Here is a 21,679-nt window from a genome sequence, read left to right on the forward strand (position 1 = left end):
TATGCCTTCGGAAACGCCGTGTCGACGCACTGGGTCAGGTGATCGCCATGAGGGGGCCTAGGCATCGTCCGGCCGCTGCCTAATCCTTTTCAGCACCTCCAGGAAACGAGGCTTGTACCATGCCTTCAGCTTTGTCTTCCGTTTCGAGGCGGCGACTTGACGTTGGCGGGACATGAGATCGTCGAAGGTCTCGGCCATGAAGCGCGCCTGATCATCTGTTTCGATAATGAACCCCAGGCCGTAGTCGATCTTGCCGAAGACGCCGTTGTTCACGCCCATGATCCCTAGATGCTGGGCATATGATCGCCGTGATACGATGATTGGCGTCCGGGTTTCGTTGAGTTCGGCGTTCGCGATCCAGTCCCATGTCTGCGTGAGATCGCGTTCGCAGCGATCGATCACACGACCCATCAGGCCGGATTCCCAGCACGTGGCGGTCCCGCCGACGCTCCACTTCTCGATCAGGTCGCAATCCATGTCGCGCCGCTTGCCGTGCAACAATGAATTGTAGAGGCCGAGGAAGCCGCCCGTGCGCTCGAAGGCCTGTTCGGTGAACTCCAGGATCGAGGGCGATACCAGCATGTCGCTGTCAAGTACGAGGATGCGTCGCGCGCCAGCCTCGAGGCAGTCCCGAAACAGCAGCAACTGGTTGGCGTCGGGACCGAGATTGACCACGTTGCGTTCGATGCTCGTGGCCTCCGGTATGAGCCGGGCGATCTCGTCCGCCCCGAACTCGCTGCTCGCATCGTCGCGAACGAAAACGCGGTATCGCTCAAGTCCTCTGGCCTGCCGCAGGCATCTGAGGCACGCCACCAGATGGCGAATCCTGTTGAAGGTCGGGATGGCGATGATATCGCGCGTATCCTTGTGCATGCGTTCCCGGTGCTTTCCCCGACCGAACATCCGCAAGCAACATCATCGCAAACAGGGCGCAGGGCAAGCAAGCGTTTGGAAAGGCGGGGTCGCTCTTGGTTGATGGCGCGTTGTTGCAAACGATCCCGACTTCGGCTTCCATTCGCGAAGTCTGCACCGCACCAGAAGGCTGAAGGTGATCGGGACCGCAATTCGCCCGGTTGTCCGGGCCATACATCGGCGCCGCCTGCAGCGCCGTCTCGTCCGGCGCCTTGGCAAGGCCGGGGTATCGATCGGCGCGTTGCACATTCGTGACTCAAATGGTGGGTTGGCGCACGATCTCGCGCTTACCAGAAGCGGCCGGGATGTCGACGTCGCATTGAATTTCCGGTCCGTGCTCGACAACGCTGAACTGGCGGAGGTTTTCCGTGATCGCGCGTCGGCGATTATCGATCCGTTTTGGCGTTCGCGAGCGTCGGCGGCGCTTGGCAATGTTTCGGACGGCGAAGAAGGCCGGCCGGGAACGATCGTCTTCTGTGCAAACAGGCCGGACGCAATTCTTGTTCCCGATCCTTTCTTCTACCAGACCCGCGGCTACGCTTCCTACCGCACGGCGAGCGAATCCTGGCGGACCGGCTGGGCCGTGCGCGAGGAAACAATTGTCTGGCGCGGCACGACGACCGGAAGCGGGCGTATCTGCGGCGCCCAAATGACGCTGGATGACGACGGGCTTTTGCAGCGCACGCGGATGTGCCTGATTCTGCGCGCCACGCCTGGGGTCGATGCGAAATTTGCCGGGATCGCCCAGAGCGCCGATCCCCGGCATGACCGGCTGCGGCTCGAACGGGCCGGAATTCTGGCGGGCTACATCGATCCGATGACGTGGCTTGTCCGAAAGTTCGCAATCGACATCGACGGAAATACAAATGCCTGGACGAATCTCTTCACCCGGCTTCTGGCGGGATGCTGCGTGATAAAGATCGCATCTCCGTTCGGCTATCGACAGTGGTACTACGACGCGCTGACGCCTTGGCAGCACTTCGTTCCGGTGAAAGCGGATCTGTCGGATCTCAGGGAGAAGATCGATTGGTGTAGGACGCATGACGCGGAGTGCGCCGAAATCGCCTCCGCCGGACGTGACTTCGCCCTACGCCGTGACTTCGCCACCGAAATGAAGCGCGCCGTCGAAACACTCGACGAGCGGTTGGGCGCCAATTGAATCCGCCGAGGGTCAGCAGTGTGGAAAGTGTTGAAACTCTTTCCCGACAACCCTTTGATTTCGTTCGACCTCGAAAGAAACTGGGGCCTGTTTATTCACGCCTACGCCACGAGGGCGATACTGCCACCAGTTTCTCCTGCGGGAACGCCGGTCATGACGGTGGTCTGTGGGGAGGAACCGGCGCTCGGGCGATACGGCTAACGTGGCCGTGGAGGCCGAGGGTCGTTCCAGAGCTCCAGACTCCCCGCGCGAGAGCGACGGGGACAAGGCGTGGGTATGTCCAGACGCCGGCAAGTAGAAACCACCGGTCGAGAGCCGCGATCCCGGCATTCCAAGCGGATCGCGTGACCGGAAGGTCCTATAGGCAGGGAGTGGAATGGCCAAAGAACGCCGGCGGGGCGCGGGAAGCTGCGCCATTGAAATTAGTCTGAGAGGCTCGGCCAACGCGCCCCGCTTCCCGACTTCTCCTTGCCAAGGCAGGGAGCGTTCTTTGACAAAGGCCAGACGCTTCGGCGGGCGTGGCAATGGTGAAACGCGCCCTACGGCCAAGGCCGAGCCGGCGACCGATGGCGGCAATACGGTCCGCGAGCGGCGAGCACCTTCCCAAACCTCCGCCCCAAACCTCCGCAGGTCGGGGACTCGGTTGACATTGATATCCGCCAGCAGCACGTATTCCCGTCAATCGCCGAACGTGCTGGCCTCCTTGGCGTCCGAAATTTGGGAAGATGCATTGATCACAAGCCAAGACACCGGCAATCCCTCGATTTTGATCCTGACGCCCGTCAAGGACGCCGCATCCCATATCGAGACCTATCTGAAAGGTCTGGAGCGCCTGTCTTACGCGAGGGAACTGCTGTCCCTGGGCATGCTGGAAAGCGACAGTACGGACGGGACCTTCGCACATCTGCGCAGTCTTCAGGCGCGACTGGAGAAACGATTCAACCGGGTTACGCTCTGCAAACGCGACTTCGGCTTCAAGATGCCCGCTACGGTGGCCCGATGGGCGGACGCCTATCAACTGCAACGCCGCGCCGTGCTGGCGCGCAGCCGCAATCATCTGCTCATGCGCGCGCTTGACGACGAATCCTGGGTCCTGTGGCTTGACGTGGATGTCATCGACTATCCCGCCGATCTCGTCGAAACGTTGCTGTCGGCCGAAAGAGACGTCGTTCATGCCCATTGCGTGCAGCAATATGGCGGCCCCACCTTCGACCTCAACGCCTGGCGGGACAAGGGCAAGCTCCATATGAGCGATCTTCGCGGCGCCAACGCGCCGGTGCGGCTCGACACCGTCGGCGGAACGGTGCTGCTGGTGCGCGCCGACAGGCATCGCGACGGCCTGATTTTCCCGCCATTTCCCTACGGCGTGCACAATCTAAGAATCCGCGACAGTCATCCGGTCTGGGGCAGGGGCGAAATCGAGACGGAAGGTTTCGGCATCATGGCCAGCGACATGGGTATTCAATGCTGGGGCCTGCCTGACTATGAAGTGCTGCACCACGAATGACCGATCACCCGGATACGATCGCCAACGCCGCGCCGAAGCGGGAATGGCTGGACAGACAGGAGTTCCCCGGAACGGGGCGCGGGATCGTGATCTGCGCCGGCGGCGTCCGGATGTTCACCAACGCCTGGGTGCTGGTGTGGCAGCTTCGCAGGGTGCTGGGATGCGAACTCCCCGTTGAAGTCTGGCATCTGGGCCGGGGAGAAATGTCCACCGGCATGCGCGGCATGCTGGAGAACCTTGGCGCGAAGGTCGTGGACGCGCATGACGTTCTTTTGCGCTTTCCGGCACGGATTGCCGATGGATGGCAGCTGAAGCCCTATGCGCTGATCATGTCCGGTTTTCGCGAAGTGCTGATGCTCGATGCCGACAACGTGCCGGCTGTCGATCCGGCGTTCCTGTTCGATCGGCCGGAATTCGTCACGACCGGCGCCGTCTTCTGGCCGGATCTGCTCGATATCGCGCAAGCCAATCCGATCTGGGAGGAACTTGGCCTGCCGGCCATGCAGCGGACGTCGTTCGAAACGGGCCAGATGCTCATCGACAAGAGCCGCCATGGCGACGCCCTGGCAACGGTCCTGCGTCTCAATGAGGATGCGGATCGCTATTACAGGCTGATCTATGGAGACAAGGACACGTTCCTCGTCGCCTGGCTCCTCGCCAGCGCGCAATATCAGCTCATGCCGCACAGGCCCATCGCCGATCGATACGTTCTGTACCAGCGTGATTTCGGCGGCAGGATCGTCTTCCAGCATCGAACGAATGGCAAATGGAAGTATGGCGGCCCACAGGTGCAGGCGGAAGGTTTCGTCCACGGGGCGTCCTGCGAAGAGGCTCTCCACGAGCTGCGCAGGATATGGAACGGGCGCATATTCGAGCCGCCGGCCAGATCGCCGGCGGCGATGCGAATGGAACAGCTGATGGAAGGCCGGCTGTTCATCGCCGCGCGGCCCGGCGAGGAGGATCGCGAAATCGAGCTGCTCGCCTACAACCAGATCGGCAAGGGACGCGATTTCGAGCACGACACCTGGCATGTCGTCGAGACCGAGCCGGGTTGCTTCGCGCTTCGGATCATGGATCGTCATCAGGTGACATGCGAATTGCAGCGGCGGGACGACGATCACTGGCTGGAAGCAGGCAGTGCGCGCCGCGCAACCAGCCTTACCGCCACGGGCCGGTCCATCGAGACCGGCAGGCGTCGCGAATACACCTTTGCACGCGCGCTTTGCCAGGCGGTGCTGCGCGACAGTGGATGGACGCCGGAGGGGGAGGAGGAACTGAGCATGGCGTTGAAGGCGCTCTGCAGGCTGGACCCGGGGCTTGCGGACGAAGTCGCCGACTATGCCTCCGCCGGCGAGGAGTTGGACAGCACCGTCCGCGACGGACTGCTCCGACTTGCCGCCGATCAGAAGCGCCTTCTCGCCAAGCTTCCAGAACGCCGCGACGTGCGCCCGCGTCCCGAAATCCTGTTTGACCCGCGATACTACGTCCGCCCCTGATGGGTCCGCCGGCTGCCAGCATATGAAATCTCTGTTGATCGCACCGACGATGCCGGACGATGCCGGTAACGGCCTGGCGATGCGGGTCGGCGTCTTTCTCGAAGCGCTGAGCAGCCTTGGCGAACTCGATGTGATCCTGCTGCCGATGTTCGGCACGGCCGAGGCCGAGAGTGCGCTTTGCCGTCGCCTTGGCGTTCGCCCGCACATAGTCCCGGTTGTGGGGCGTGCTGAAACACACTTTTCGATCGTGGCAAGCATGGCTGATCCGCAGGCTCGGGCCGAGGCGTTCATTCGTTACGGAAAGCCATCGCTGTCGGCCTTCCTGTCCGTTCCCGTGTTGCGTGAAATCCAGGTGCTGACCGCCGAGCGCGGCTTCGATCTGGTTCATCTCGCACGTTCCTACCTGCTGCCTGCCGCTGGCATCTGGTCGCCCGGACAAAAGCCAACGGTCTCTGTCGACCTCGATGAAGACGATGCCGAGACTCATCGCCGGATCGGCGCGTTGCATGCGCGCCGCGGCGACGATTTCAGGGCAAAATGGCTGGAGGCCGAAGCGCGGGCATTCGACCGTCTGATCGAGATCTGGCTGCCGCGGACCGACTTGTCTTTCATAGCAACAGAGCGGGAGCGCGACGCTATTGCAGAACGCTACCGTGTTCGACCGCTGATCGCCGGGAACACGGTCGCAATTCCGCCTGCCGCCTCGCGGGAGCCGCCGGACCGCACTCTGCTTTTCGTCGGCGGATTTGGATATTTCCCCAATCTGGACGCCGCTTGCTGGCTTCTAGAAGAGGTTTTTCCACAACTGATAAATCGTTGCGGAACCGCGGTATCCATGACCTTGGTCGGGCGCAATCCGTCCAGGCGGCTGCTCGCCCTGGCCGAACAAACTGGCGTGCAGCTACTCCAAGACGTGACTGATCTCGCGCCGCTTTATGCGCGCGCCAGCATTGCCCTCGTACCGATACGCGCAGGCGGAGGCTCGCGCATCAAGCTGCTGGAAGCCGCCGCCTATCGGGTGCCGATCGTCGCCACGTCGGCGGGCGCCGAGAATTCCGGGCTCGATGACGGCAGCGAAATCTGGGTCGCCGATACGGCCGAAGCGATCGTGGAAGCATGTGTCGCGATATGGGCGGAACCGGCGGAGGCCATGCGCAGATCCGCTGCCGCCAGGGAGATTGTTGTGGCTCGCCATTCCCGGCCGGCAATGGTATCAGCGCTCAGGAGCTATTTTGCCAGTCATCTTTCCGGTGCAGGAGCGCAGCCTTGAATCTCGACATGTCCGCGCGGTTCGCGAAGTCTCCAAATCTCGAGGTCAACCAGGCTCCCGACGGCTATGTGATCTACCAGGCGAAGCCCGACAGGGTTCATTTCCTGAACACGACTGCCGCCGCCGTGCTCGAACTTTGCGACGGGGAGCATTCGCTCCAGGAGATCGTCGACATTCTCCAGGCTGCCTACGACCTCGATACTGCGCCGTTGGAGGATTTCAAGGTTTCGGTATCAAGTCTGATCACCGAAGGCCTGATCGAGCCGTGCACTCCATAGTCGTCCGCACATTGTCGCGTGAGTACAGGCTTCACACAGACAGCGACCAAGCGTTTGCCGCACTGTCATATGTCGGGGCAGATCCGGTCATGGTGGACGCAACGCTTGCGGCGGTTGACCTGACGGTCGAGCCGTTCGGCCGATTCTTCAGGATTGAACTGCCCGGCCACGCCGCCGTCGAAGGCTCAATCGGCACGATCATGAATGGTGTGTTCCGCTTGCTCGCCAATGGCTTGGCTGAGGACGCTCGCGGTTCGCCGATCCTGCATGCGGCAATTGCCACGATCGAAGGCCAACGGTTTGTTTTCCTGGGTGACAAGGGGTTCGGTAAGACGACACTGATGCTCAGCTTGATCGAACAGGGAATTGCAGTGGAAGGAGATGAGCACGTTGTGGTGACGCACAGCGGCGCCATCACAAGGCCCCGGCGGCTTCATGTAAAGGAGAGCTCCCTCGATCTGGTTCCGGCGTTGCGCGATGCGATACGCTCATCGCCATCAGAGACGGATTGGACCGGCAACCGGATCTATGCCTGTTCACCGTCGTTTCGGGGAGGAAGCTGGGCGATCGCCGAGGTCCCGATCGATCATCTCGTTTTCGTCGAACCGAATTTCGGTGGGTCGTCGGTTCTGTCTCCGCTTTCGCGCGACGAGGCCTTCGCGCGCTTGCTGGAGACGACTTTCATGCCATCTGTGCAGCAAGGGCCGGCTGCGGTCAGATTGCGAAAGCTCTGTGTCGATGCCGGACTGTGGCGCCTGCAGGCTGGTAACCTTGACCATGCCCATCGGCACTTGCGGAAAGTGGCTGAATTCGCTAAGGAACAAGCTAGGAATTTGCATGATCAAGCTGCAAAGAGCTAGCCTCACGGAGATAATCGACCATGACCGACGACCGCCTCGACAGCTTGCTGCGTAAGGTTCCTGCGTCTCGCCGTCAGGTCGTCAAGGGACTGCTGGTCGGCACTTTTGCCGTTCCCATGGTCACTTCGTTCCCGATGGATGGGCGCCTGAGCATGGATGCCATGGCTCAGGCTAACGGCAGTACCTCCTAGGACAGTCCTGCCGGCCCCCCGACGACACCGCTGGCTCTGCGGGAGTCATTTGCAGGTATCTGCCGCATTGATCGTACGCGACGAAGCCGCAATGATTCCCGGTTGTCTCGAATCACTTCGCGGGCATGTTGACGAAGTCGTTGTCGTCGACACCGGTTCTGTCGATGCGACGCCGCAGATTGTGGCGTCGTTCGGAGCACGCCTGCTCCACCACAAATGGGACGGGGATTTTTCCGCCGCCCGCAATCGTGCCCTGGATGCCGTGAGCGGCGATTGGGTTCTCTACATCGATGCCGATGAGCGGCTTGTCCCCGCTGCGGGAGCTGCGTTGCGAGACGTCGTAACCGCTCCTGGGCACGCCGCGTTCATGATGAAGTTCCGACCCAAGGTCGGTTATTCTCCGTACAATGAGCTGCGCCTGTTTCGTTCCGACCCCCGAATCCGCTTCGAGATGCGGATTCACGAACGTGTGCTGCCAAGCGTGTTGCGGGTCTGCGAGAGCGATGGCCTCGTCATCGGCCAGACCGAGCTCGGGCTCCGGCATTTGGGCTATGAAGGCGACCAGTCCCACAAGCATGGACGCAATCTTCCGTTGCTAGCGCGCGCGGTGGATGACGATCCCGACAGGGTCTACTACTGGTGGCATCTTGGCGAGACGTTGGCCGCGGTCGGCAAATCGCGCGAGGCCGAGGCGGCGTTGCGCACGGGAATAGAAACGGCGCAGCGAACCAGGACATCGCGCGCGCTTCTCGAGGCAAACCTGGCGGTGCATGCGCTGGCGCGTGTTTATCTTGAGGCGCGCCAGCCATCGAACGCCATGGCGGTCCTCCAGGAAGGTCTATCGATTCGGCCCGATGATCCCGCTCTGCTTTTGCTGAAAGCGCGCTCGCTGGTCGATCTTGGACGATATTCGGAAGCACTGCCGTTGCTGTCGGGCCTGTTGCTCGACGATCCAGAGGAATTCTGTGACCCCGATGTCGCTTATGACCTGCGCATCTTTGGCGAGTGGGCATACGACCTTATTGGCGTGGCGCAGTTCCGGCTTGAGCGGTTCTCTGACGCAAGGGAGGCCTTCCTGGCCGCCGCGGCATATGCTCCGGATCCCAGCCAGCATAGCGCGAGAGCAGCCGTGGCGGCGGCCCTTGCCAACGCCCGGATCTCGACCGGGCCCAGCGCCTGATTGCCGGAAGCACTGAAGCAGTCACGTTCCACTGCAGGATCTGGCGTTCGACCAACCGCGCCGCCGGTTGACCGGCGTAGCGCTCTTGTGCCCCGGCCATGGGAATCTCCTCGCCATAGCCGCGATATATCCATCCCGCCTGCCGGGTTACACTCAATATAACCTCAGACAGCTCCGTTGCATCGGGGCTGCTCGGGCAGTTTCAGGCCATTTGATCTGAATCAAGGTATGCCGGCTCCGCCCAGCATAGCTAGTCCTCGACCCGATATTCCGGCGTGGGGACTCTGATGAAATACGGTACCGAAATCGTTGCCATAGGCATTTTCGCGTTCATCGCCCTTCTGGGAGCCGCCTTCGCCGCGGACGAACCTTTCCGGCAGCACATGTGGGTGCTGTTTTTCGTACTCGCCGGCAGCGCCGTCGTCCTTATGCGCCGGACCAGCTTCGCACCCGCCGGGCCGGTCGATCCCGATGCCTATATGGACGAGCCGATCCGCTACGGATCGATCGCCACCATGTTCTGGGGCATCGTGGGCTTTCTTGTCGGCGTGGTCGTCGCGCTGCAACTCGCCTACCCGGATCTCAACATCGAGCCCTGGTTCAACTTCGGGCGGATGCGGCCACTGCACACGTCGGCGGTCGTCTTCGCTTTCGGCGGCAATGCGCTGCTCGCCACCTCGTTCTACGTGGTTCAGCGCACCTGCCGCGCCCGCCTGTTTGGCGGCAGCCTCGTCTGGTTCGTGTTCTGGGGCTACCAGCTCTTCATCGTCATGGCGGCGACCGGCTACCTGCTCGGCATCACTCAGAGCCGCGAGTACGCCGAGCCTGAATGGTACGTCGACCTTTGGCTGACGGTCGTCTGGGTCGCCTATCTCATTGTCTTCATGGGCACCATCCTGAAGCGTAAGGAACCCCACATCTACGTGGCCAACTGGTTCTACCTGGCCTTCATCGTGACGATCGCAATGCTGCATGTGGTGAACAACCTGGCGATGCCCGTCTCGCTTGCGGGTTCGCGTAGCTACTCGCTCTTCGCCGGCGTACAGGACGCCCTGACGCAGTGGTGGTACGGCCACAACGCCGTCGGCTTCTTCCTGACTGCCGGCTTCCTCGGTATGATGTACTACTTCGTGCCGAAGCAGGTGAACCGCCCGATCTATTCGTACCGACTGTCGATCGTCCACTTCTGGGCTCTGATCTTCCTGTACATCTGGGCCGGTCCGCACCACCTCCACTACACCGCTCTGCCCGACTGGGCACAGACGCTGGGCATGGTGTTCTCGATCATGCTGTGGATGCCTTCCTGGGGTGGCATGATCAACGGTCTGATGACGCTGTCGGGCGCTTGGGACAAGATCCGCACCGATCCGATCGTGCGCATGATGGTGGCTGCGATCGCCTTCTACGGCATGTCGACCTTCGAAGGCCCGATGATGTCGATCAAGGCGGTCAATTCGCTCAGCCACTACACCGACTGGACCATCGGCCACGTCCACTCCGGCGCACTTGGCTGGGTCGGCCTGATCTCGTTCGCGGCAATCTACTACATGGTGCCGAAGCTCTGGAACCGCCCGGCGCTCTACTCGACGCGGCTGGTCACCTGGCACTTCTGGCTCGCGACGCTTGGCATCGTCGTCTATGCGGCCGTGATGTGGGTGTCGGGCGTCATGCAGGGCCTGATGTGGCGCGAGTACGATGACCAGGGCTTCCTGGTCTACTCCTTCGCCGAGACGGTCCAAGCCATGCATCCATACTACGTGATGCGCGCGATCGGCGGTGCAATGTATCTCTCGGGCGCGCTCCTCATGGCCTTCAACATCACCATGACGATCCTCGGGCGCCAGCGCGAGGAAGAGCCCACAGATGGGCGCGCGCCGTCCCTGCAGCCTGCCGAATAGGAGCCTCCAATGGCACTGATGGACAAACACGCGATTCTTGAAAAGAACGCGACACTGCTGCTGGTCGGCTCCCTGCTCGTGGTTTCGGTGGGCGGCATCGTTGAGATCGCGCCGCTCTTCTATCTCGACAACACGATCGAGAAGGTGGAGGGGATGCGCCCCTATTCGCCGCTCGAGCTCGCGGGGCGCGACATCTATATCCGGGAAGGCTGCTACGTCTGCCACAGCCAGATGATCCGTCCCTTCCGCGACGAGGTCGAGCGGTACGGCCACTACAGCCTCGCCGCCGAGTCGATGTATGATCACCCGTTCCAATGGGGGTCGAAAAGGACGGGTCCCGACCTCGCCCGGGTCGGTGACCGCTACTCGAACGAGTGGCATGTCCAGCACCTCGAGGAACCGCGCAGCGTCGTTCCGGAATCGGTGATGCCGAGCTACGCCTTCCTCAAGGCGAAGCCGCTCGACGTCCGCGATTTCTCGACTCACCTTACCGCGAACGCCAGGATAGGAGTGCCTTATACCGACGAGATGATCGCCAGCGCGGACGAGGACATTCTCGCCCAGGCCGATCCGAACGCAGACACGTCGGCGCTGGAAGCCCGTTATCCGAAGGTCAAGATCGGCGATTTCGACGGCAACCCGCAGGCTCTGACCGAGATGGATGCGCTCGTCGCCTACCTCCAGGGGCTGGGAACGCTGGTCGACTTCTCGACCTACGACGAAGTCAAGAACGCGCGCTAGGAGACCATCATGGAGACCTACACCGCGATGCGCCACTTCGCCGACAGCTGGGGCTTGCTCGCCATGGCGCTGTTCTTCGTCGGAGTCGCTGTTTTCGTGTTTCGGCCGGGCAGCAGACGACTGGCCGACGAGGCCGCACAGATCCCTCTCAAGGACGACTGAGATGACCGAGAAACACATCGACGAGGCGACTGGCGTCTCCACGACCGGGCATGAATGGGACGGCATCAAGGAGTTGAACAACCCGCTCCCGCGCTGGTGGGTCTGGACCTTCTACATGACGATCATCTGGGCGATCGCCTATACGGTCGCTTACCCAGCTTGGCCTCTCGTCTCCTCGGCCACCGCCGGCCTCCTCGGCTATTCGAGCCGGACAGACGTCAAGAACGAGCTTGCCGCCGCTGAAGCGGCCAAGTCCGATTACGTTACCGCCATCTCGGCGAAGTCGGTCGAGGAGATTCTCGCGGACGAACGCCTGCGCACCTTCGCGGCCGCTGCAGGCGCTGCCAAGTTCAAGGTCAACTGCGTCCAATGCCACGGCTCGGGCGCCGAAGGCTCCAAAGGGTTCCCCAACCTCAACGATGACGACTGGTTGTGGGGCGGCAAGATCAGCGACATCCAGCTGACGATCGCTCACGGCGCCCGATTCGGCGGTGACGGCGACACCCGCGTTTCCGAGATGCCCGTCTTCAAGGATGTGCTTGAGCCCGCCCAGATATCGGAAGTCTCCAGTTACACCGCGTCGCTGTCCGGGCTTGACGCAGACCCTGCCAAGGCTGCGGCTGGCCTGCCGATTTTCGCGCAGAACTGCGCCGTATGTCACGGCGACGACGGGAAGGGGAATCGCGAGCTCGGCGCGCCGAATCTGACGGACGCGATCACGCTCTACGTTCATTCCGAAGCCGACATCGAAAGCCAGGTGCGCAGCCCCAAACATGGCGCGATGCCGGCCTGGAATGCGCGGCTGGGCGACGTCAGCGTGAAGGAATTGGCGGTCTACGTCCATTCGCTTGGCGGAGGCGAGTAGCGGACGGGGGCAGTCTCGCTGCGGGGACTGTCAAGCGGGGCCTGAGCGTTCGCGCCGGCCTCGCTCGACAGTTTGATTCAGGTCAACGCACCCCGCTCCTGCACATGCGATCTGCAAGGATGCCGGCATCGGACTCGCTGGCGAGGAGCGCACGAAATTGCTCGATACGGCAGAAGTCGAAAGAGTGGACGTCGCCGCGGTAAATTCCCCGCGCGTGAGACAACCGCTCTACGCCAAACGCAAGAAGATCTTCCCAAAGCGCGCCGAAGGGCAGTTCCGCCGCTTCAAGTGGATCGTGATGCTGATCACGCTTGGCATCTACTACCTCACGCCATGGATCCGCTGGGACCGCGGGCCGTTCGCGCCCGACCAGGCCGTGCTGGTCGATCTTGCCAACCGCCGCTTCTACTTCTTTTTCGTCGAGATATGGCCGCAGGAGTTCTACTTCGTCGCGGGCCTTCTCGTCATGGCGGGCTTCGGCCTCTTCCTCGTCACCTCGAGCGTGGGGCGCGCGTGGTGCGGCTACACCTGCCCGCAGACCGTATGGGTCGATCTTTTCCTTGTCGTCGAACGCTCCGTTGAAGGCGACCGCAACGCGCGGATAAAGCTCGACGAAGGCCCCTGGTCGCTGCGAAAACTTCGGCTGAGGATTCTCAAGCATTCCATCTGGATCGTCATCGCGGTCGCGACGGGCGGCGCCTGGGTCTTCTATTTCGCCGATGCGCCGACTCTTTTCGTCGACATTTTCACGGGCCGGGCCGCGCCGGTCGCCTACATCACCGTGGCGATCCTGACCGCTACGACCTACACTTTCGGCGGCCTGATGCGCGAGCAGGTCTGCACCTACATGTGTCCCTGGCCGCGCATCCAGGCGGCGATGCTCGACGAGCACTCGCTGACCGTCACATATAATGACTGGCGTGGTGAACCCCGGTCCCGCCACACCAAGAAGGCGATCGCCGCCGGCCAGCCCGTCGGCGACTGCGTCGATTGCAATGCCTGCGTTGCCGTCTGTCCGATGGGCATCGACATTCGCGATGGCCAGCAGCTGGAATGCATCACCTGCGCGCTATGCATCGATGCCTGCGACGGGGTCATGGAGAAACTCGGGCTAGATCGCGGCCTGATCTCGTACGCGACGCTTTACGACTACGAACAGAACATGGCGCTTGCGACGGCAGGCGGTACGCAAGCGATAACGCCGTCTCTCGTCCGTGACGGGGACCGACAGTTTCTGCCCAAGGTGGCCCACTTCCACCTCAGCAAGATCTTCCGGCTGCGCACACTCATCTATTTCGCTGCCTGGTCGCTTGTCGGCATTCTTCTGGTCTACGGTCTGCTCACCCGCGACCGCTTGCAGGTCAACGTGCTGCACGACCGCAACCCGCAGTTCGTCACGCTCTCGGACGGCTCGATCCGCAACGGATACACGGTCAAGCTGCTCAACATGATCCCCGAGCCGCGCACGATCATCGTGACGCTGCAGGGTCTGAAAGGCGCGGAAATGACCATGGTGGGACTTGACCAGCCGGAAGACCGCTCGTTCGCGGTCAACGTGGAGCCGGATCGCCTGAAGACGCTCAAGGTATATGTCCGCCAGCCTGCCGACCTCGTCGTAGGCCAATCGCAGACTTTCAACTTTGTCGTCGAAGACAAGTCGAGCTTCGAGTCCGACACCTACACCGCCACCTTCGAAGCGCCGGGGAAGACAAGATGATTTCGGACAGGCCCCAGGGCGCTTTCACCGGTCGCCATATGCTGCTGACGATGCTCGCCTTCTTCGGCGTCATCGTCGCCGTAAACGTCACCATGGCCTGGTTCGCACGCTCGAGCTGGACCGGTCTCGTGGTCGAGAACTCCTATGTCGCCAGCCAGCAGTTCAACGCCAAGATGGCCGAGACGCGGGCGCAGACCGCGCTGGGATGGACAGGCCGCTTCGAGCTCCAAAACGGGACGGTCCACTACGCCATCAGCGACGCGCGGGGCGACGAAGTCATGCTGGAGGCGGTCGCAGTCACTTTCCGCCGACCTGTCGATGACCGGGAAGATCACACGATCGCTCTGGCGAGAGACAGCCATGGTTACGCCACGACGAGCGCGGTCGCCGACGGCGCCTGGATCGTCCAGATCGACGCGGACGCGGGCCTTCCGAGCCACTATCGGGAGACACGGAGAATCCAGGTTGTCGGGGGGAGTATGCAATGAGCTGCTGCGCTCCGAACGCTGAAAGAGTGCTGTGTGTCGAGGCTACCCTTCCGACACCCGACGAACTTTCGCTGGCCGCCAGGCCGCTCGGCGACGGAAGCCGCCAGCTGGAACTGTCGGTTCCAGGCGTTCATTGCGCCGCATGTATCGGGACTGTGGAGAAGGCGTTGCTGCGCCTGGATCACGTGACCTCGGCGCGCGTCAACCTTTCGACCAAACGCGTAACGATACAATGGCAGGGTCCGGACCTGCCGCCGATCGTTCAGTCGCTGGCGTCGCTTGGCTACGTCCCGCACCTGTTCAGCCCGGATAACGGAAGGGACCAAGTCCTGTCCGAACTGATCCAGGCGGTCGCGATATCCGGCTTTGCCGCGGCGAACATCATGCTGCTGTCGGTTTCGGTCTGGTCCGGGGCGGAAGGATCGACCCGCGACCTGTTCCACTGGATCTCGGCCCTGATTGCCATTCCGGCGCTCATATTCGCGGGGCGCATCTACTACCGTTCGGCATGGAACGCGTTGCGCCACGGACGGATGAACATGGACGTCCCGATCGCGGTCGGCATCACGCTCGCCTATGCCATGAGCCTCTACGAGACGGTCGTGCATGGTCCGCACGCATACTTCGACGCCTCGGTCTCGCTGCTGTTCTTCCTGTTGATCGGCAGGACGCTCGACCATGTGATGCGCGAGCGCGCGCGGTCGGCCGTCACCGGCTTGGCGCGACTGGCTCCGCGCGGAGCGCTGCTGCTCGAAGCGGACGGGCGCCACTCCTATCGGCCTGTCGAGGACATCGTCGCGGGAAGCCGGCTGCTGATCGCGGCCGGCGAGCGCATTCCCGTCGACGTGGTCGTCGAAGCGGGCCATTCCGACATCGACGCTTCCATCGCCACGGGTGAAAGCGCCCCGCATCCGATCGGCGTCGGCGAGGAACTCCGCGCGGGCGTCCTCAATCTGACAGGTCCGCTGACCGTGCGGGCCGTCCGTCCGGCATCCGACTCCTTCCTGGCGGAAATGACGCGCCTGATGGAGGCGGCAGAGGGCGGACGCGGACGCTACAGGCGCTTGGCCGAACGGGTGTCCTCGCTCTATGCGCCCGTCGTACACCTCACGGCATTGCTGACGTTGCTCGGATGGATCGCCATGACTGGCGACTGGCACCGGGCAACGACGATTGCCATCGCCGTGCTGATCATCACCTGTCCATGTGCGCTGGGCCTGGCGGTCCCTATCGTTCAGGTCGTTGCCGCACGCCGATTGTTCGAGCAGGGCGTCATGATGAGAGACGGAGCCGCACTGGAGCGTCTGGTGGAAGTCGACACCGTCGCGTTCGACAAGACCGGAACATTGACGCGGGGCACGTTGCAAGTCTCGAATGCCGAAACCCTCGATAGGGACGCGGTGTCGGTGGCGAGTGCCTTGGCCGCCTATTCGCGGCACCCTGCTGCGCAGGCGATCACTGGCCTGCGCCGGGCCGGCGAGGTCCAGGTTGAAAACGTGGAGGAGATTCCGGGTTACGGCATCGAGGCACGAATCAACGGTAAGACCTGGCGCCTCGGGCGAGGGAGCTGGGCCGCCCCGGAATCGGGCATTGAAGGAACGCTGCTTGCCGAGCAGGGTGTCGTGAAAGCCGTGTTCGAATTCAGCGATACGCTCAGGCCGGAAGCCGAGACGACCGTCAGCGAATTGGCGCGGCTTGGCATGAATGTGGAAATGCTCTCGGGCGACACGGTCGACAAATGCGCTTCCGTCGCCGGCCAACTCGGCATCCGTCACGTGCTTGCCGGCCTGCTGCCCGCGCAGAAGATCGCTCGCATAGCGGAACTGAGCTCACAGGGAAGAAAGGTCTTGATGGTAGGTGACGGCCTCAACGACGCCCCCGCGCTGGCGGCTGCGTCCGTCTCGATGGCTCCGGCCACGGCGGCGGACATCGGCCGGAATGCCGCCGATTTCGTGTTCCTGCACAACGGGCTCTCCGCCGTCACACTCGCCATATCGGTTGCAAAAAAGGCCGATCGGCTTGTCAGGCAGAACATTGCGTTGGCCGTCGTCTACAATTTCGTCGCCGTTCCGATCGCGATTTCCGGATATGTGACGCCGCTGATCGCCGCGGTGGCGATGTCGGCGTCGTCGCTTCTGGTCATCGCGAACGCATTGAGGCTGACCGGCTGGAAAAGCAGCGTCGCCTGGGCGGGGCGGAACGAGCGGGGGGAGGCCCTGGCATGACGATCCTCGTCTACCTCATTCCAGTCGCGCTATTTCTCGGCGGCATAAGCTTGGTCGCCTTCCTTTGGGCATTGAAGAGCGGCCAGTATGACGATCTCGACGGCGCGGCCGAGCGCATCCTTCTGGATGAACCCGAGCGTCGTTAGAGCGGCGAACGCTCAATCGGAATCGCTTCGCCGTTCTATCTCTTTGTTTCAGCATCGGATTTATCCGAAAACCACTGCGCCCTTTCGGTCCGATGCTCTAGGCCCTGAAGCGCCGAGTGTCCGAATTCTGGTCGGCCAATGCGCCGGGGATCGGCGCGGCACCTGCACCAGACATCGCAACCGCAGGCCGCTGAAGCGCGAAAACTTCGCCAATGCCGACGATCAACGGCCTGGAGAAACCAATCGCTTCAACTGCCGCGCCAATGCTCTGCAAGGTCGTCCTGTGCAGGATCTGGTCGCCACGTCCCAGCGACGCCGCAACGGCAACGGGCATTTCCGGCGGGCAGCCCATGCCGATAAGCCGCTCGGCGATCTGGTCGGCGGTTCGCGCGGCCATATAGAAGATCGTTGTCGCCGAGGGATCGGCGATGGCGCGCCAATCGACGTCCTGCGGCAGCCCGCCCGACTTCGAATGGCCGGTGACGAAGCGAACCGACTTGGCGTGGTCGCGATGGGTCAACGAGACTCCTAATGCCGCGGCCATGGCGATGCCGGCGGTGATGCCGGGGACTACATCGTAATCGATCCCTTCCGCCGTAAGCCTGGCGATCTCTTCGCCGGCGCGGCCGAACATCATCGGGTCTCCGGATTTCAGCCGGACGACCCTGCGGCCGGCCTTTGCGAGGCTGACCATCATGTCATTGATCTCGTGCTGCTTGCAGCTTGGTCGGCCGGCCCGCTTGCCGACAAGAATGCGCTTGGCTTCCCGGCGCGCCAGTTCCAGTACCTCGTCGGAGACAAGATCGTCGAACAGGATGACATCGGCCGCCTGCAGCGCGCGCACAGCCTTCAGCGTCAGGAGTTCGGCGTCGCCCGGACCTGCGCCGACGAAGGTAACGTGACCGCGCCGGGTATTATCCGAAGCCGTGTGCATCTCGCGGAGGAGTTCATCGTCCGCGCCATCAGGAGCTGGACCGAAGGCGCGGTCGACGAGCTTTTCCCAAAAGGAGCGGCGGCTGGCGCCTGGTTCCAGGCGCTCCAGCACGCTGTCGCGAAGTCTGCGCGCCAAGGCTGCCCATTCCGCCAGTGATGGAGGCAGCAGCGTTTCAATACGTCGGCGAACGGCCTGCCCAAGGATCGGCGCCGCGCCCGAGGTCGATATTCCAACCACGACGGGAGAGCGGTTGACGATCGACCCGAACTGGAAATGGCAGAAGGCCGGCTTATCGATGACATTGCAGGCCGCACCGGCGGCGCGCGCGGCGGTCTCGAAGATCGCGGCCCCTTCGTCATTCTCGGCGTCGGCCAGCGCCACTGCGGTGTCGCTCAGGCACGCCGCATCCCAGCCGCGACTGTGGAGGGTGATGCCGGATCCCTGCTCGACGATGCGAGCCATTTCGCCGGAAATCTCGTCCGGTCGGGCATAGACATGGACGTTGGCTCCCGCCGCCGCCAACAGCTCGGCTTTCCAAGCGGCAGCAGCGGTCCCACCGGCCACCACGGCTCGCTTTCCAGTCATGTCGAAAAAGACCGGCAGAATGCTCAGCGGCTGGATACGCGAGGAGCCCGATTCACTCGGCTGCCTGGACACGACCTGCATCGATGATGGCCCTTATTTCGGAGCGGCAGGAGCCGCAGTTGGTGCCGGCCCGCAACTGTGCTCCGACCTGCTCTACGGTGGCGCAGCCTGCCGCCGCGGCCGAGGCGAGTTGGTTCACCCCAATGTTGAAGCAGGAGCAGATAATGCGCCCGACCGACGGCATCGGGACCGGCGAGCGGCCGGACAGCAGCGCCATGCGGTCGGCCATGGACAAAGGCTGGCGCGAGGCAAGCAGCGATACCAGCCAGTCCCGCGCCGGCAACTGATCTGGTGGCGCCACCAGCAGGGCTTCCGCCATGGCGCCGTTTTCATCGACCGCCGCCGCGCGGTAGTTCAGACCCCGGCGGTCCGTATATTCGAGCAGTCGGTCGCGCCGGAAAGTGTCCAGGAGCGAGCGCGCCAGCAGGACGCCCTGGTCGGGTGTCTCGGTACCAGCGAGTTCGTAGACCCAGCCTCCGTCCACCTTGCACCGGCTCCAGTGGACAAAACCGGTTGGCCTAAGGTCGCGCCTTGTGATCAGAGCGCCCGACCAGGCAATCACCTCGCGAACGATGCACAGCGGCACGTGCTTCAATTCGGGCTGGCCGGAGATCGGATCGACGACAGGAGCGGATAGTGTTCCAGCGCCGGCATTGGCTGAGAAATTGCCGCTCCAATGCATAGGCAGGAAGGCTTGGCCGGGCCGCTGGGCGTCGGTGATGCGGACCTTCGCGCGGGCGAAGCCGTAGCGTGTCGAAAGGCGCGCGATGTCGCCGTCCCTGAGCTTGTTCGCCGCCGCGTCGAGCGGGTGAACGTCGACCGTTGGCTCCGGTGCGTTGGCCATCAGGCGCGGCACACTGCCCGTGCGCGTCATCGTGTGCCACTGATCGCGCAGGCGGCCGGTGTTGAGCGCTATCGGAAAGGCGGCATCGACGGTTGTAGCGGGTGCCTCCTGGCGTACCGGCACCAATCGGGCGCGACCGTCCGGCGTCGGGAAAAGCGTGTCGCCAAACAGCCGGTCCGACACTCTGTTTTTCTTCGGCGCCGGCCACTGGCGAGGCGCGAGATTCTCGTATGCAGCCGGATCGATCTCGGCCAGGCCGCCGATGTCGAACAGCCGCTTGCCCTCATTCTCGAATGCCGACAAAGCTGCATGCTCGCGAAAGATCGCAGCTGGATCGCCGAAGCCGAAAGCGCCTGCAAAGCCCATGCGCCGCGCAACATCGCAGATGATGCGCCAGTCCGGCCTGGCATCGCCGGGCGCCGGCACGAACGGCCTCTGCCGCGACATGCGCCGCTCTGAATTGGTGACCGTGCCGTCCTTCTCGCCCCAGGCGGCCGCAGGCAACATCACGTCGGCGTAGCGGGTGGTGTCGGTACGAGCGACGTCGGAGACGACGACGAAATCGCACGCCCGCAGCGCCGCGCGGACGCGGCCTGCATCCGGCATGCTGACGGCCGGATTGGTGCCCATGATCCAGAGCGCCTTGATGCGGCCATCGCCGACGGCGCGGAACATGTCCACCGCCTTCAGGCCGGGCCTGCGGGCGATCCCGGGAGCCGTCCAGAACCGCGCGACGCGGTCGACGTCTGCGGGAAAGTCGAAGCTCATATGCGCGGCGAGCTGGTTGGCAAGGCCGCCGACCTCGCGCCCGCCCATCGCGTTGGGCTGGCCGGTGACCGAGAACGGGCCCATGCCCGGCTTGCCGATACGCCCGGTCGCCAGATGGCAATTGACGATGGCGTTGACCTTGTCGGTCCCGTGCGCCGACTGATTGACGCCCTGGCTGTAGACGGTGACGGTTCGCGCGGTCGCCGCGAAGAGCTCATAGAAGAGGCGCACGTCCGCAGTTGCGAGGCTGCAACCTTGCGTTACGCGCTCGATGGTCGGGGCATCGGCGGCTGCCAGCGCCATGGTCTCTTCGAAACCCGAAGTGCTTTTCGCGATGAAGTCGCGATCGACGCTGCCGGTCCGGGCAAGGTGCGCGAGCAACCCGTTGAACAGCAAAACGTCGGTGCCGGGGTCAAGCGCCAGATGCAGATCGCATTCATCGGCGGTTGCCGTGCGGCGCGGATCGATGACGACGATCTTCGTGCCGCGTTCCTTTCGCGCGGCGAGCATGCGCTGATAGAGGATCGGGTGGCACCATGCGGCATTGGAGCCGGTCAAGACGACAAGGTCGGCCTCGTCGAAATCCTCGTACGCCCCGGGCACGATATCTTCGCCGAAGGCGCGGCGATGGCCCGCGACCGACGAGGCCATGCAAAGCCGCGAATTGGTGTCGATGTTGCCCGAACCGATGAAACCCTTCATCAGCTTGTTGGCGACGTAATAGTCCTCGGTAAGCAGCTGGCCGGAGATGTAGAAGGCGACCGCGTCAGGGCCGTGCTGCGTGATGGCCTCCGAGAACTTGGCGGCGACGAGGTCGAGCGCCTCGTCCCATTCGGCGCGCCACCCGCCGATTTCCGGATGAAGCAGTCGACCGTCCTGCGCCGTCGTCTCGCCAAGCGCCGAACCTTTGGAACAGAGCTTGCCGAAATTGGCGGGATGGTCGGGGTCGCCGCGGACGGAAACCGTTCCATCCGCGGCGACCTTGGCCAGCACGCCGCAACCTACCCCGCAATAGGGGCATGTCGTCCTCACTTCGGCCGCTGGCTTGTCCATGATCGCGCTACTCGGCCGCCAGCAGCATCTCATCCAGGCCGAGCGCAATGCGCCCTCTCTCGACCTTGACGGGGATGGTCTTGACCGCCCCTTCATCGGCGCCGGTCGCCATGCCGGTTTCCAGCGAGATCACCCAGTTGTGCAAAGGGCAGGTCACCGCCGCGCCATGCACGATGCCCTGGCTGAGCGGCCCGCCCTTGTGCGGGCAATGGTCCTCGATGGCGAATATCCGGTCGTCCATTGTGCGGAAGACGCCGATCTTGCCCTGCGGCGTCGTTACGCAACGCGCGCCGCGCTGCGGGATGTCGTCGATGGCGCCAATGTCGAACCAGGTCATGAT

The 21,679-nt window shown here is 63.1% G+C and carries 20 protein-coding genes; 16 read left to right on the forward strand and 4 right to left on the reverse strand.

Translation table 11 applies throughout. The features are described 5' to 3' along the window. Window positions 1-57 precede the first annotated feature (57 nt). Window positions 58-873 carry a glycosyltransferase gene (locus ABLE71_RS23430; protein WP_348785897.1) on the reverse strand — a complete coding sequence of 272 codons (816 nt, stop codon included), beginning with the start codon at window positions 871-873 and terminating at the stop codon, window positions 58-60. A 688-nt stretch (window positions 874-1,561) separates the two neighbouring features. On the opposite strand from ABLE71_RS23430, the gene ABLE71_RS23435 reads away from it, so the two are divergent. The 16 genes from ABLE71_RS23435 to ccoS all read left to right on the forward strand — a co-directional run bounded on the left by ABLE71_RS23435 (window position 1,562) and on the right by ccoS (window position 17,095). Beyond that, window positions 1,562-2,071: a glycosyl transferase family 90 gene (locus ABLE71_RS23435; RefSeq protein WP_348785898.1), complete on the forward strand. Its 510-nt coding sequence runs from the start codon at window positions 1,562-1,564 to the stop codon at window positions 2,069-2,071. A 376-nt stretch (window positions 2,072-2,447) separates the two neighbouring features. Then, window positions 2,448-3,578: a hypothetical protein gene (locus tag ABLE71_RS23440; RefSeq protein WP_348785899.1), complete on the forward strand. Its 1,131-nt coding sequence runs from the start codon at window positions 2,448-2,450 to the stop codon at window positions 3,576-3,578. Beyond that, complete coding sequence (locus ABLE71_RS23445; RefSeq protein ID WP_348785900.1) at window positions 3,575-5,074, forward strand: hypothetical protein; 1,500 nt, start codon at window positions 3,575-3,577, stop codon at window positions 5,072-5,074. Before ABLE71_RS23440 ends, ABLE71_RS23445 begins: the two co-directional genes overlap by 4 nt. A 34-nt stretch (window positions 5,075-5,108) precedes the next feature. After that, window positions 5,109-6,344, forward strand: a complete 1,236-nt coding sequence (locus ABLE71_RS23450; protein ID WP_348785901.1) for a glycosyltransferase family 4 protein — start codon at window positions 5,109-5,111, stop codon at window positions 6,342-6,344. Continuing rightward, window positions 6,341-6,622: a PqqD family protein gene (locus ABLE71_RS23455; protein WP_348785902.1), complete on the forward strand. Its 282-nt coding sequence runs from the start codon at window positions 6,341-6,343 to the stop codon at window positions 6,620-6,622. The genes ABLE71_RS23450 and ABLE71_RS23455 overlap by 4 nt, the downstream gene beginning before the upstream one ends. An 89-nt stretch (window positions 6,623-6,711) precedes the next feature. Beyond that, entirely contained in the window at window positions 6,712-7,482 is a 771-nt protein-coding gene (locus tag ABLE71_RS23460) for a hypothetical protein (protein WP_348785903.1), read from the forward strand. A gap of 20 nt (window positions 7,483-7,502) precedes the next feature. Further along, window positions 7,503-7,673 (forward strand): hypothetical protein, encoded by a 171-nt coding sequence (locus ABLE71_RS23465; RefSeq protein ID WP_348785904.1) that lies wholly within the window; start codon window positions 7,503-7,505, stop codon window positions 7,671-7,673. Between the two features lie 67 nt (window positions 7,674-7,740). Then, window positions 7,741-8,853 (forward strand): glycosyltransferase, encoded by a 1,113-nt coding sequence (locus ABLE71_RS23470; protein WP_348785905.1) that lies wholly within the window; start codon window positions 7,741-7,743, stop codon window positions 8,851-8,853. A gap of 287 nt (window positions 8,854-9,140) precedes the next feature. After that, window positions 9,141-10,751, forward strand: coding sequence for a cytochrome-c oxidase, cbb3-type subunit I (gene ccoN, locus ABLE71_RS23475; protein WP_348785906.1), 1,611 nt, complete (start codon window positions 9,141-9,143; stop codon window positions 10,749-10,751). 9 nt (window positions 10,752-10,760) lie between these two features. Beyond that, window positions 10,761-11,492, forward strand: coding sequence for a cytochrome-c oxidase, cbb3-type subunit II (gene ccoO / locus ABLE71_RS23480; RefSeq protein ID WP_348785907.1), 732 nt, complete (start codon window positions 10,761-10,763; stop codon window positions 11,490-11,492). 9 nt (window positions 11,493-11,501) lie between these two features. Continuing rightward, the gene (locus tag ABLE71_RS23485; RefSeq protein ID WP_348785908.1) at window positions 11,502-11,654 is read left to right on the forward strand and encodes a cbb3-type cytochrome c oxidase subunit 3; all 153 of its coding nucleotides are present in this window, start codon (window positions 11,502-11,504) and stop codon (window positions 11,652-11,654) included. Between the two features lies 1 nt (window position 11,655). After that, window positions 11,656-12,519 carry a cytochrome-c oxidase, cbb3-type subunit III gene (ccoP, locus tag ABLE71_RS23490; protein ID WP_348785909.1) on the forward strand — a complete coding sequence of 288 codons (864 nt, stop codon included), beginning with the start codon at window positions 11,656-11,658 and terminating at the stop codon, window positions 12,517-12,519. A gap of 157 nt (window positions 12,520-12,676) precedes the next feature. Then, window positions 12,677-14,236 carry a cytochrome c oxidase accessory protein CcoG gene (gene ccoG / locus ABLE71_RS23495; RefSeq protein WP_348785910.1) on the forward strand — a complete coding sequence of 520 codons (1,560 nt, stop codon included), beginning with the start codon at window positions 12,677-12,679 and terminating at the stop codon, window positions 14,234-14,236. Then, the gene (locus ABLE71_RS23500) at window positions 14,233-14,724 is read left to right on the forward strand and encodes a FixH family protein (protein ID WP_348785911.1); all 492 of its coding nucleotides are present in this window, start codon (window positions 14,233-14,235) and stop codon (window positions 14,722-14,724) included. Before ccoG ends, ABLE71_RS23500 begins: the two co-directional genes overlap by 4 nt. After that, on the forward strand, window positions 14,721-16,949 hold the full coding sequence (locus ABLE71_RS23505; protein ID WP_348785912.1) for a heavy metal translocating P-type ATPase: 2,229 nt from the start codon (window positions 14,721-14,723) through the stop codon (window positions 16,947-16,949). The genes ABLE71_RS23500 and ABLE71_RS23505 overlap by 4 nt, the downstream gene beginning before the upstream one ends. Then, window positions 16,946-17,095 carry a cbb3-type cytochrome oxidase assembly protein CcoS gene (gene ccoS, locus ABLE71_RS23510; RefSeq protein WP_348785913.1) on the forward strand — a complete coding sequence of 50 codons (150 nt, stop codon included), beginning with the start codon at window positions 16,946-16,948 and terminating at the stop codon, window positions 17,093-17,095. The genes ABLE71_RS23505 and ccoS overlap by 4 nt, the downstream gene beginning before the upstream one ends. A gap of 97 nt (window positions 17,096-17,192) precedes the next feature. Here the strand turns inward: ccoS and cysG are convergent, their stop codons facing one another. Genes cysG through nirD form a run of 3 tightly spaced genes read right to left on the reverse strand, consistent with a single transcriptional unit; the run spans window position 17,193 to window position 21,676 of the window. Next, window positions 17,193-18,695 carry a siroheme synthase CysG gene (cysG, locus tag ABLE71_RS23515; RefSeq protein ID WP_348785914.1) on the reverse strand — a complete coding sequence of 501 codons (1,503 nt, stop codon included), beginning with the start codon at window positions 18,693-18,695 and terminating at the stop codon, window positions 17,193-17,195. Beyond that, window positions 18,667-21,339: a nitrate reductase gene (locus tag ABLE71_RS23520; RefSeq protein ID WP_348785915.1), complete on the reverse strand. Its 2,673-nt coding sequence runs from the start codon at window positions 21,337-21,339 to the stop codon at window positions 18,667-18,669. The genes cysG and ABLE71_RS23520 overlap by 29 nt, the downstream gene beginning before the upstream one ends. A 7-nt stretch (window positions 21,340-21,346) precedes the next feature. After that, window positions 21,347-21,676, reverse strand: a complete 330-nt coding sequence (nirD, locus tag ABLE71_RS23525; protein WP_348785916.1) for a nitrite reductase small subunit NirD — start codon at window positions 21,674-21,676, stop codon at window positions 21,347-21,349. Window positions 21,677-21,679 lie beyond the last annotated feature (3 nt).

This window comes from Mesorhizobium sp. KR9-304, from assembly GCF_040049215.1.
Classification (GTDB): Bacteria; Pseudomonadota; Alphaproteobacteria; order Rhizobiales; family Rhizobiaceae; genus Mesorhizobium_K.